11 protein-coding genes and 1 tRNA gene are annotated in these 12,304 nt (G+C 37.8%); 2 read left to right on the top strand and 10 right to left on the bottom strand.

Going from position 1 to position 12,304, the window contains the following annotated elements; translation table 11 throughout:
- Positions 1-41: 41 nt before the first annotated feature.
- The 8 genes from L1967_RS10655 to L1967_RS10620 all read right to left on the bottom strand — a co-directional run bounded on the left by L1967_RS10655 (position 42) and on the right by L1967_RS10620 (position 5,636).
- On the bottom strand, positions 42-521 hold the full coding sequence (locus L1967_RS10655; RefSeq protein WP_249601612.1) for an ExbD/TolR family protein: 480 nt from the start codon (positions 519-521) through the stop codon (positions 42-44).
- A gap of 35 nt (positions 522-556) precedes the next feature.
- Positions 557-1,168, bottom strand: a complete 612-nt coding sequence (locus L1967_RS10650; protein ID WP_249601611.1) for an ExbD/TolR family protein — start codon at positions 1,166-1,168, stop codon at positions 557-559.
- A gap of 6 nt (positions 1,169-1,174) precedes the next feature.
- The gene (locus L1967_RS10645) at positions 1,175-1,612 is read right to left on the bottom strand and encodes an alkaline shock response membrane anchor protein AmaP (RefSeq protein ID WP_249601610.1); all 438 of its coding nucleotides are present in this window, start codon (positions 1,610-1,612) and stop codon (positions 1,175-1,177) included.
- 21 nt (positions 1,613-1,633) lie between these two features.
- Positions 1,634-2,437, bottom strand: coding sequence for a MotA/TolQ/ExbB proton channel family protein (locus tag L1967_RS10640; RefSeq protein WP_249601609.1), 804 nt, complete (start codon positions 2,435-2,437; stop codon positions 1,634-1,636).
- A gap of 70 nt (positions 2,438-2,507) precedes the next feature.
- Positions 2,508-2,595: transfer RNA gene (locus tag L1967_RS10635), tRNA-Ser, on the bottom strand.
- 70 nt (positions 2,596-2,665) lie between these two features.
- Positions 2,666-3,694 (bottom strand): asparaginase, encoded by a 1,029-nt coding sequence (locus L1967_RS10630; protein WP_249601608.1) that lies wholly within the window; start codon positions 3,692-3,694, stop codon positions 2,666-2,668.
- Complete coding sequence (locus tag L1967_RS10625; protein ID WP_249601607.1) at positions 3,678-4,820, bottom strand: lysophospholipid acyltransferase family protein; 1,143 nt, start codon at positions 4,818-4,820, stop codon at positions 3,678-3,680. The genes L1967_RS10630 and L1967_RS10625 overlap by 17 nt, the downstream gene beginning before the upstream one ends.
- 48 nt (positions 4,821-4,868) lie before the next feature.
- Entirely contained in the window at positions 4,869-5,636 is a 768-nt protein-coding gene (locus L1967_RS10620) for a TatD family hydrolase (protein ID WP_249601606.1), read from the bottom strand.
- Between the two features lie 54 nt (positions 5,637-5,690).
- Between L1967_RS10620 and L1967_RS10615 the strand changes: the two genes are divergently transcribed.
- Entirely contained in the window at positions 5,691-6,128 is a 438-nt protein-coding gene (locus tag L1967_RS10615) for a retropepsin-like aspartic protease (RefSeq protein ID WP_249601605.1), read from the top strand.
- A gap of 273 nt (positions 6,129-6,401) precedes the next feature.
- Positions 6,402-7,934, top strand: coding sequence for an IS1182 family transposase (locus L1967_RS10610; protein WP_249601604.1), 1,533 nt, complete (start codon positions 6,402-6,404; stop codon positions 7,932-7,934).
- A gap of 146 nt (positions 7,935-8,080) precedes the next feature.
- Here L1967_RS10610 and odhB read toward each other — a convergent pair whose 3' ends face one another.
- Positions 8,081-9,346 carry a 2-oxoglutarate dehydrogenase complex dihydrolipoyllysine-residue succinyltransferase gene (gene odhB, locus L1967_RS10605; RefSeq protein WP_249601603.1) on the bottom strand — a complete coding sequence of 422 codons (1,266 nt, stop codon included), beginning with the start codon at positions 9,344-9,346 and terminating at the stop codon, positions 8,081-8,083.
- Between the two features lie 55 nt (positions 9,347-9,401).
- On the bottom strand, positions 9,402-12,173 hold the full coding sequence (locus L1967_RS10600; RefSeq protein WP_249601602.1) for a 2-oxoglutarate dehydrogenase E1 component: 2,772 nt from the start codon (positions 12,171-12,173) through the stop codon (positions 9,402-9,404).
- Between the last annotated feature and the right edge of the window lie 131 nt (positions 12,174-12,304).

Genomic DNA, 12,304 nt, shown 5'->3' with positions numbered 1-12,304 from the left:
GGATGGGATGTTTTTAAATAATAATTAAACTATACTACTACTTATTTATTTGCAGTAGGATCACCTTGCACGGTGGTATAGTTTATTTTAAGTGCTTCAGCTTTTCTTAGTTCCTGTTTAATATCAGAAACAAGCCCCATATTGGTCTCTTTATCCACCTTCAAAGCTGTTGTCAAATATGGAATAAGCTCTTCTCTTTTGCTATCTCTTTCAGCATAAATAAAAGATTGCACTTCACTAACATCAGCAAACTTATCATTTAACTGAATTCTAGCTTCTGTACCATATTTTTGTTGATATCTCTGGCTTGGTTTACCTGCATATATATACATTACCAAATCTTTCTTATCAAGTTTTTCAACCTGATCTGCTGTAGGCAATGAATTTTGAACCATTAACGTTGTTTCACGCATCGTTGTCGCTACCATAAAGAAAAACAGTAACATAAATACAATATCAGGTAACGACGCCGTACTAATGGCAGGCAAATCTCCAGACTTTTTCTTTGTAAATTTAGACATAATAAATGTTCTATTAATTTAGTTTAAAAAGGCTGTTAGCCTTTAGGCTCGGCTTCAGAAAGCTTTTGAGGAATCATATCTTTAATTGCTTCGATTTTTTCCTTTAAAGATTCCTTTCTACCTTCACCTGTTTTAGGATCGTTATACTCAGTCTCAAGTTCAACAAAAGTCGAACCATACAGACGTTTAGCTTCACGGTTTCTCAATTCATTATAAGCAGCCACCAATTCATTTTGCACTGCAATATAAGTACCATATTCTGTACCACGGTTATTCACCAAAGAAATCACCGCTTTCTGAGGATTTACAGATAAATTTGGATCTGCAGAACCCTGACAGAAGCTACAAGCCTCGCTTCCGCTTCCTCCTCCATTATCAAGGAAGTCGAATGCAGCCTTTCTTAGATCCTTCAGTTCCATTTCTTCTCCTTCCACCAACAAATCGTTGTTAGCATTAACAACTACTTCAAACACATTCCGCATTTTAAGCGTAGGTGGGTCCACATCTTCAGGCTGCCATGGCGGAAGCTTTCTACTAATCCCCTTATCTGTCTCGATGGTAGTGGTTACCAGGAAGAAGATAAGAAGCAAGAAAGCGATGTCTGCCATAGATCCCGCATTTACTTCTGGTGATGCTCTTCTAGCCATAGGTTCTTAACTTATTAATTTTTTAACTCCGGAAAATACCATTGCTAATATTGCCAATGCCGCAAGAATATAGAAACAAACTAAACCAGCTCCTACCCAATGTACAGCACTTGCAGATAAAATATCTCCGTCGTTTGTAGTTATCTGTGTACCACTAGTCAACAAATATGATACCAAAACAACTACTGCAAAGGATACTATACCAATTATTGTATTTTTAATGTTACCACGGAACAATCCTGCAATAACAAAGATCGCGACAAGAGCAATAACAACTGCCAGTACCAGATATGAGATCCACATCATAGGTTCCAGTACGCTGTTTTGCACATCTGCCGATGCCTCAATCGCATCGTCACCAGCAGCAAGAACTCTTCCTAAGAAGATAAGTCCTAGCACACCTATAACTAATGCAACATATTTTAAAATTTTATGTAAAGTCATAACTTTATTAGTCAGGTCTTATTATACTCTTTTTTTGTTTTTGTAATCTACAAGCATATCAATTAATAAGATAGAAGCATCTTCCATATCATTTACGATACTATCGATCTTAGCGATAATGTAGTTGTAGAAAATCTGAAGGATAATTGCAACAATAAGTCCAAATACCGTAGTAAGAAGTGCTACTTTAATACCTCCAGCAACAAGAGATGGTTGCATATCACCAGCAGCCTCGATTTTATCGAAAGCTTCGATCATACCAATTACCGTCCCCATGAAACCAAGCATAGGAGCAAGCGCGATAAATAAAGACACCCAAGAAACATTCTTTTCTAATTGTCCCATTTGAACACCACCATAAGCAACCACAGCTTTCTCTGCAGATTCAATGCTTTCGTCAGCTCGATCAAGACCTTGGTAATAAATAGAAGCTACAGGTCCTCTTGTATTTCTACACACTTCTTTAGCAGCTTCAATACCTCCGCTGTTTAAAGCTTCTTCTACATTACGCGCTAATTTTTTTGTGTTTGTAGTGGCAAGGTTTAAATAGATAATTCTCTCTATGGCAATTGCCAAACCAAGAATAAGACATAAAAGTACAATACCCATGAATCCGGCACCACCTTCAATAAAACGTTTTTTTAATTGCTGATGAAAGCTAACTTTTTCGTCTGCATCAGCCGTTGCCGTAGTAGCATCTTCATCTTCCTGAACGAAAGTTGCTATCGTACCTGGCAATGTGTTAACCATGTTTGCCGCCTTAAGATTACCGGCACCTAACACCATAATCGCAGCGATTACCAAAATAGAAAATAATCTTTTCATTACTGTTTGTCTTAATTTAATTAGTTAAAGGGTTAAAGATATAAAAATAATTTTTTAATAAAAACACAAGCAGAGAGGAAGGGATTCGAACCCTCGATACGCTTTTGGCGTATACACACTTTCCAGGCGTGCGCCTTCGACCACTCGGCCACCTCTCTAGTTTAATGTTTAAAACGGTGCGCCAAATAACAAAAAAAAATGATCTCGGTCAAGTATGATTCGTTAATTTTACGACATTTCCCCTCTTAACGAGGTTTCATATATAGTTTTAAAGACTTTATGTGTTAATTTTTTATCTAATAAATACATTAATTTAGCTATCGCCGCTTCAGTAGTGATGTCTTTTCCCGAGACTACTCCTATCTTTTTCAGGGCGACACTAGTTTCATAATTTCCCATAGCCACACTTCCGCCAGCACATTGGGTAACATTTACCACCCTAAGTCCGGCATTTATTTTTTCTTCCAACAATGCTAAAAACCAAGGCTGTGTTGGCGCATTCCCACTTCCGTAGGTTTCTAAAACTACCCCTTTTAAATCTTTAAGACTTAAAATATGAGTCACCACCTCTTTTGTTATCCCCGGAAACATTTTTAAGATCACAACATCTGTATTAAAACGAGGATGTAGTTTTAACTGCTGTTTTCTGCTTTGTTTCCAAAGACTTTTAGAACTTACAGACAAATGTACGCCAGATTCTGCTAACGGCGGATAATTAAGCGAGGCAAATGCCTGAAAATGTTCTGCATTTATTTTAGTGGTTCTATTAGCGCGGTATAACTTATACTCAAAATACAAACCTACCTCGGCAATAACAGGTTTTCCGTTTTTCTGTAAACCTGCAATTTGTATGCTGGTTATCAAATTTTCCTTGGCATCTGTCCTAAGATCTCCTATAGGTAGCTGGGAACCTGTAAAAATAACCGGCTTACTTAAGTTCTCGAACATAAAACTTAGTGCAGATGCCGTATAGGACATGGTATCACTTCCATGCAACACTACAAAACCATCATAGGTTTCATAACGTTCATAAATAATCGAAGCAATTTTTCGCCACTCTTCAGGGTTCATATCTGAAGAATCTATAGGATGCTCAAAACTCAGCGTTTCGATCTCATGTTCCAGAATATTTAATTCTGGAATATTTTGCAGAAGATCGTCAAAATTAAAGGGCTTTAAAGCTCCTGTTTCATAATCTTTTATCATACCAATGGTACCACCAGTATATAATAAAAGAATCTTAGTTTTCTTCGCCATACAATCCTTCTCTATTAATTACAGGATTTGCATACATCAAAAGGTAACTATTTAACTCGAGAGAATTTTTAAAATCCACACGGCGTTTAAGTCGCCTTTCGAAACGTCTTTTCTCTTTAAAAGTGTATTTAGACGAATAATGATCTGTATTATTTAGTAAATCATGCGCGATATAATTTGATGGCCAGAGTTTATAATTTTTATGAATCTCGCTATCTACCTTACTGGCAATCTCTTTAAGCTGCTCGTTAACCGATCCAAAATCATGACCAATTTCTGAAAATAAACTGGTATCCATTAAATCTCCGGCACTCACATGAATCCTCCCTTTAATACCTAAAATCCCCTGAATAATCGATTTAAAATCCTCATCGGGAGCTTTTACGTATTTTTCTTTCATTCTTTTTGAAAGAATTTCTGGCATTTTCAAAACATCGGTAGGATCAAATTCATACGATATCGAAATAGGAACAATCTTAAGTTTTCCAAAATATTCGGTAAGACTAAGATCTCCTTTTCCCATACCTATCATTTTTAAAACACCCTGCTGGGTGTAATCGCTTCCATCCTTCGTTCTTCCTTCGCGCTGCGCCATCCAAACCGATCGTTTATCTTCAAGAAGCATCTTTCTTATAAAAGTAGACAACTCTATTGAACTCTTCAGCATTTCACGCGGACTCAGCTTTCTACGTACCAGGAAATTTCTATTCAGCTTCGATAAAGCCATCAGAAAAGTCTTCTGCACCAGGTTATCACCAATAGCTGAAGCCGTCATTACCAAATTATGATTGTACAAGGTATAATTTAGCAAAGAAGTATCCAGAATAATATCACGGTGTGTAGATAAAAAGAAATAGGATTCACCGGGCTTCAGTTTTTCAAATCCGCTATCCGTCACTCCGTCGGTACTTTTTTCTATAATTTTCCCTACAGAATGGTAGATGATTTTGGTTTGAAAATCACGAATACTTTTACAGCTAAGCACGATATCCTTTATTTCTCCTGAAGTTTTCTCCGGAAATGTAAAATGAAGGAGTGCCTTCATCATCGGATGCTTAATGTAATGCTCAAGAGATTCTTGAACCTCCTTTTCGTTATAAAATCTTATCTCTTCAAAGTCTTGCACGTGTCTGGCTTATTATAGCAAATGAACAAAAAATTAACTAATTTCAGTTTAAATACCGAATATATCTTTTGAATTCTGCGTTGTGATTTTAGCAATTTCCTTTATAGGCTCGTCATAAATTTCCGCTAATTTTTCAGCAACATTAACAATATAAGAAGATTCATTTCTCTTTCCTCTAAACGGCGTTGGTGCAAGATAAGGTGCATCGGTCTCTAAAACGATATGTTTTAAAGGGATATCTCCTAAAAACTGATCGATCTTGCCATTTTTAAATGTCACAACGCCACCAATCCCCAGTTTTAGATTATAAGAAATCGCTCTTTTGGCATCTTTTAAAGTACCGGTAAAGCAGTGAAAAATACCGAAGAGATCTTCTCCCTTTTCCTCTTCCAAAATCTCAAAAACCTCTTCAAAAGCTTCGCGGCAATGAATTACAATAGGTAATCTATATTTTTTAGCCAGCTTAATTTGATATCTAAAAGCTTCTTGCTGCATTTGAAGTGTACTCTTATCCCAATATAAATCGATACCAATTTCTCCTACGGCAATAAAATCTCTTTGCTGAAATTGATTTTCGACAAATTGAAGCTCTTCTTTATAATTCTCCTTTACATGTGTAGGATGCAATCCCATCATTAAATGCACGTGATCTGGAAATGACTTTTCGAGATTGTACATTCTTTCGGCATAAGTAGAATCGATTGCAGGGATGAAAAATCGTTCCACCTTAGCCTGTATCGCTCTTTGTATCATCTCATCACGATCTTCATCAAAAGATTCGCTGTATAAATGTGTATGTGTATCTGTTATTACCATATCTGCAAAAATAATTTATTTTGAAAACCTATCTTTGCTCTAAAACGGAAAAGAATGGCGAGTTTCAAGAAAATCCTAAAAGAAAAAGGATATAAAAGCATCAAATTTAAGTTTACCAAAACCAATCATCTAGAAGTTAAGGCAAAAATCAACAATATTGAAGGCAATTTTATTTTAGATACTGGGGCTTCCAGCACCTGTGTAGGAATAGATAGCATAGAACATTTTGATCTTTTACCAGAAGATAGCGATGTAAAAGCTGCGGGGGCAGGCGCCTCTAATATGCTTACCCAGATTTCGCAAAAAAACAAAATGGAAATTAGCGGCTGGAAAAAGAAAAAAACAGATCTGGTTCTATTTGATCTTCGCCACGTTAACGAGGCTCTTTTGCAGCACGATGCAGAGAAAGTTCACGGTATTATTGGTGCAGATATCCTAAAAAAAGGAAAAGCAATTATAGATTATAAATCTAAAAATTTATTCCTTAAATAGGGGGTTTCTCCCCTTTTGCATCTATGTATTTAAACCTACATTTGGGACAAACAATGTTAGATTTATGTTTTTCCAAAAGAAGGATCAATTAAAACCTCACCCTGCATCGTATATTCTTATAGTTGCTGTTGTAGGCATCATATTTTTAAACATCCTAAATTTGGTTTATTCTTAACTTAATTTTTTTATCCAACCAACCAAAACTTAAAAGAGGCTGTCTGAAAAGGCAGCTTTTTTGTTGGATTATTTTAAGTTCTTTATTATTTTGATGTAGTGAAAGCTAAAGTTGTATTTAAGACCTATGACCAGTCGCAGTTAATTCTTTTACCTCCCAGTTATGATGATTTGGTTCCTTTAAATCATCCTGTTAGAACCGTTAATACGATTATTGATCAAATCGACATCGCCGAGCTTGAGCGAAGTTACAAAGGAGGAGGTACTTCCAGTTACCATCCCCGTATGCTGCTCAAGGTGACCATCTATGCTTACCTGCGCAATATGTATTCCTCGCGTAGAATAGAACAGGCCCTTTTGGAGAACGTTCATTTTATGTGGCTCAGTGGTCAAAGCAAGCCCGATCATAATACCATTAATGATTTTAGGGGCAAACGTTTAAAAGGGAAGTTCAAAAATATTTTCAACCAAGTGGTGCTTTTATTAGCTGATCAGGGCATATTATCCTTAAAAGAACTATTTGTGGACGGTACCAAGATCGAGGCCAATGCCAACCGCTACACCTTCGTGTGGGGCAAATCCATCAAGGCCGGTAAGGAGCGAATCAAAAAACAGCTCAAGGAACTCTGGTCTTACGTGGAGAAGGTTTATGCTGAAGAGCAAATGCTTCCCAACCAGCCCTATTTTGGAGAGATTGATCCAGAAAAAGTAGCCCAGACCATCGATACCATCAATGAAGCATTGAAAGACAAGAAGATTGATAAGAAGGTTAAACAAAAGCTGGATTATGCCAAAAAGAACTGGCCAAAGAACCTACAGAAGTACAATGAGCAGGAAGCTATTCTGGGCAAACGTAACAGCTATAGCAAGACTGACCCCGATGCCACATTTATGCGGATGAAAGATGATGCTATGCAAAACGGGCAGCTAAAACCCGGGTATAACCTTCAGGCTTCTACAAACAATCAATTTATCACCAACTACACCCTGGCTCAAACTACTGCTGATACTACCACTTTAAAAGACCACCTTAAGGATCACATTGAATCCTATGATCAAACTCCTCAAACCCTTACAGCTGATGCCGGATATGGCAGCGAAGAAAATTACACAGATTTAGAAGAGAAGAATATTACTGCTTTTGTAAAATATAACTACTTCCATAAAGAACAACGCGATAAAAAACACCGGGAAAACCCATTCCACCCGGACAATCTGTTTTATAATAAGGAGACCGATACGTATTATTGCCCCATGGGCCAGGCGATGAAGAAAGTAGGAAGTTATCACAGTGAAACCACTACTGGCTTTAAGCAGCAGATCCATCGTTACCAGGCCACCAACTGCAAGGGATGCCCTTTGCGGGGCAGCTGTCATAAAGCCAAAGGGAACAGGGCCATCGAACGTAATCACCATCTGGTTCGCCTCAAGGAAAAAGCCAGGACCCTACTACTAAGTGAAGAGGGAATAGCACATCGCAAAAGAAGATGCTGGGATGTAGAAGCCGTCTTTGGGAACATCAAGCAGAACATGGGCTTTAAACGGTTTATGTTACGGGGAATGGATAAAGTAACTACTGAAATAGGATTAATAGCTATGGCGCACAACTTAAGAAAATTTAGTATTGTATAAGAAGGGGCTCTTTGCCTTTTTTCATCAGAAAGAAGATTTACAAAAAGAAGAAGCGATTCCTTCTCACAAAACATCTATAATTAAAAAAAGACCATCTAAATACTTTTTAGACAGCCTCTTTTTATTTGAACATGGAAGAGAGATCTTTAAAGCTCTAAAGCTCTCTTAACATCGTTATCCATAAGTAATTCTTCTGGGTTCTCTATAGCTTCTTTTACAGCTACCAAGAAACCAACAGACTCCCTACCATCAACAATCCTGTGATCGTAAGAAAGCGCAACATACATCATTGGTCTAATTTCAACATGACCATCGATCGCTACAGGACGATCTACGATATTGTGCATTCCTAAAATACCACTTTGCGGAGGATTAATAATTGGCGTAGACATCATCGATCCAAAAACACCACCATTGGTAATCGTAAACGTACCACCAGTCATTTCATCTACCGTAATTTTACCATCACGAGCTTTAAGCGCCAGGCGTTTTACTTCTTCCTCTACCCCTCTAAAGCTTAAGTTTTCAGCATTTCTAACCACTGGCACCATTAAACCTTTTGGTCCGGAAACCGCAATACTAATATCTTTATAATCGTATTTTACCTGAAAATCTCCATCAATCATAGAGTTCACATCAGGATACATCTCTAAAGCTCTAACCACAGCCAGTGTAAAGAAGGACATAAATCCTAAACTCACCCCGTGCTTATCTTTAAACTCTTCTTTGTATTTTTTTCTTAATGCATAAATCGCAGACATGTCTACTTCGTTAAAAGTAGTAAGCATAGCGGTCTCGCTTTTTGCGGCAACTAAACGCTCTGCAACTTTGCGTCGAAGCATCGACATTTTCTTACGAGATTCTCCACGTTTTCCTGGTCCCGGAGTTCCCATAGACGCTTTTGCCTGAACTGCATCTTCTTTTGTTATTCTTCCATCCTTACCACTACCGCTTACAGATTTAGGATCGATTCCTTTTTCGTCCAAAATCTTTTTAGCCGCTGGGGAAGGACTTCCTGTTGCATAAGTACCATCATCCTGCTTTTGTGAAGGTGTTGAAGATTTTGAAGGCTCTTCAGTTTTTGCAGGTGCTTTGTCGCTATCTTCCTTAGATTCTTTCTTTTCCTGTTGTTCCTTCACCTCTTCTTCGGCAGATTCACCACCTCCAGGTTTTTCTGCTTCAGTATCGATTAGGCATACTACTTCCCCTACTGCAACGGTATCACCCTCTTCTGCTTTAAGCGTGATAATTCCGCTTGCTTCAGCAGGTAATTCTAAGGTAGCTTTATCACTATCGACTTCGGCAATTGCCTGATCTTTTTCAACGTAGTCCCCATCTTCTACCAACCATTCTGCGATTTCTACTTCGGTTATAGATTCACCGGGGGATGGAACTTTCATTTCTAAGGCCATGTTCTTCTTTTTTATTTTGTATTCTGGTTATCCCAGAAAATTTATTCAAATTTAATTATTCTTCAGTTAATGATTTATCAAAAACACTATCGATCACTCGTTGATGTCTTTTCTTGAAACGTACCGAGCTACCGGCGGCAGGAGATCCGTAGAATTTACGGCTACAACATCTAAACTGCTTTGCCTCGTGGATATGCATTAGCATATGCCCGTACGCCCCCATATTTTTAGGTTCTTCCTGAGCCCATACCACATCATCTGCGTTTTTATATTTGCTCATGATCTCTTTCATCTTCTCTACCGGAAGCGGGAATAATTGTTCCACTCTTACCAAGGCCACATCTTCACGATCATTTTCCTCTTTATACTCTAAAAGATCGTAATAGAACTTACCAGTACAGAACACTAAAGTCTTAACTTTATCTACATTAGCTTCTGGATCATCAATTACCATTTGGAAGGATCCTTCTGCTAAGTCTTCTTTAGTAGAAATCACTTTAGCATGTCTCAATAAACTCTTGGGAGTAAATATAATAAGTGGTTTCCTGAAACCAAACTTCATTTGTCTTCTTAGCAAATGAAACATGTTGGCCGGAGTCGTAACATCGGCAACGAACATATTATCCTTAGCACAAAGCTGAAGGAAACGCTCCATTCTTGCTGAAGAATGCTCTGCTCCCTGCCCTTCGTAACCATGCGGAAGGAACATTACCAGCCCGTTTTGTAATTTCCACTTATCTTCTGCTGCCGAGATATATTGATCGATCATAATCTGTGCGCCATTCACAAAATCCCCAAATTGCGCTTCCCAGATGGTTAACGTATTTGGGCTTGCCATCGCATAACCATAATCAAATCCTACAACCCCATATTCAGATAATGGAGAATTATATACAAAGAAATCTCCTTCCCTTCCTTCAATATTATTATGAAGAATAATTTCTTCTTCGCTATCTTCAACTTTTAATACGGCGTGACGGTGTGAGAATGTTCCCCTTTCGCTATCCTGACCGCTAATTCTTATATTATAACCTTCGGCCATAAGAGTTCCATAAGCTAAATGCTCTCCCATAGACCAATCTAGCTTATTATCTTCAAAGTACATTTGCTCCCGTAAGTTGATTATTTTTTCAATCTTACGTAAAAACTTCTTGCCTTCTGGTAACTTAGAAATGGCCTTTGCCACACGGTCTAGCTCTTCAATTTTCACAGTAGTATCAACAGCTTCCATCATGCGATCTTCCTGAACATTTTCGTAGCCACCCCATTCATCTTCCATAAAAGGAGTGATTCGGGTTGTATCCTCTTTTCGGGAGTCTTCTAAATCTTCTTCAAGCTTTTTCTTATAATCATCTTCAAGCTTTTCGATATAAGATTCTTCAATCACCCCGGCTTTTATCAATTTTTCAGCATAAATATCTCTGGCATTTTTATGCTTTGCTATTGCTTTATAAAGCTTAGGCTGCGTAAATCTTGGCTCATCACCCTCGTTGTGACCGTATTTTCTATAGCCTAATAGGTCTATAAATACATCTCGTTTAAATTCCATTCTAAAATCTAAAGCAAAAAGCACAGCATGCACAACAGCTTCTGCATCATCTGCATTTACATGAAGTACCGGCGATAACGTGACTTTAGCCACATCTGTACAATAGGTAGACGATCTGGCATCTAAATAATTAGTAGTAAAACCTATCTGGTTATTTACTACAATATGAATAGTACCAGCGTTTTCGTAACCATCTAGCTTAGCCATTTGCACCACCTCGTAAACTACGCCTTGCGCAGCAACGGCAGCATCACCATGCACCAGGATTGGCAACACTTTAGATGGATCTCCGCTATATCTTCGATCTCTTTTGGCCCTGGCAATACCTTCTACAACCGGCCCTACCGTTTCTAAATGTGAAGGGTTTGGTGCAATATTGATATTAATTTCCTTACCGCTTTGTGTATGGCGGCAAGACGTCCAACCTAAATGATATTTTACATCACCATCAAAAATATCCTGCTCATAGTCTTTACCATCAAATTCGCTAAAGATATCTTTGGCAGATTTACCAAAGATATTTGTAAGTGTATTTAAACGACCACGGTGAGCCATTCCCATTACAAAATCTTTAACTCCTTTTTCTGCGGCTCCTTCAATCAAAGCATCTAATGCAGGGATTAAAGTTTCTCCTCCTTCTAAAGAGAATCGCTTTTGCCCAACATATTTTCTATGTAAAAATCCTTCAAAAGAAACAGCTTCGTTAAGCTTTCTAAGAATTTGCTTTTTCCTATCTGAATCAAAATCAGGATGATTTTCGTTGACATTCAGCTTTTTCTGAATCCAATCGATTTCTTCAGGTTTACGAATAAACATATACTCTACCCCAATGGCATCACAGTATATATTTTCCAGGTGCTGAATAATCTCTTTTAGCTTTTTAGGACCAATGCCTAAAATATCCCCCGCACCAAAAGTGGTGTCTAAATCGTCCTTACTTAAACCAAAACTCTCTATATTAAGCGTTGGTTCGTAATGTCTTCTTTCCCTAACCGGGTTTGTTTTTGTGAATAAATGCCCGCGAGTACGGTATCCATCAATAAGCCTTACAACCTGAAACTCTTTGTACACATGCTCGGGCATTTCGCCCTCCTCAATCGATACAGGAGCTTCTCTTAAAGTTTCTGATGAAACACCATTTTGCTCCATCCCAAAATCAAAACCCTGAAAAAAAGCCCTCCAACTGGGCTCTACGCTATCTGGGTATTGTAAATATTGATCGTATAATTCGGCAAAATATGCAGTATGCGCGGCATTTAGAAATGAAAATCTGTCCATAAGTGGAAACTAATGTTTCTATAAAGTGTAAAACATTGCAAAACTACGATTTTTACAAAAAACTGCTTGTAGCATTCAATAGTTTTATTTTATACATTAAAAAAATTTTAACATAGCGACAAAGCATCTTG

The organism is Zunongwangia pacifica (assembly GCF_023499215.1).
In the GTDB taxonomy this organism is placed as follows: domain Bacteria; phylum Bacteroidota; class Bacteroidia; order Flavobacteriales; family Flavobacteriaceae; genus Zunongwangia; species Zunongwangia pacifica.
This window is presented reverse-complemented; position numbering and strand designations above follow the sequence as displayed.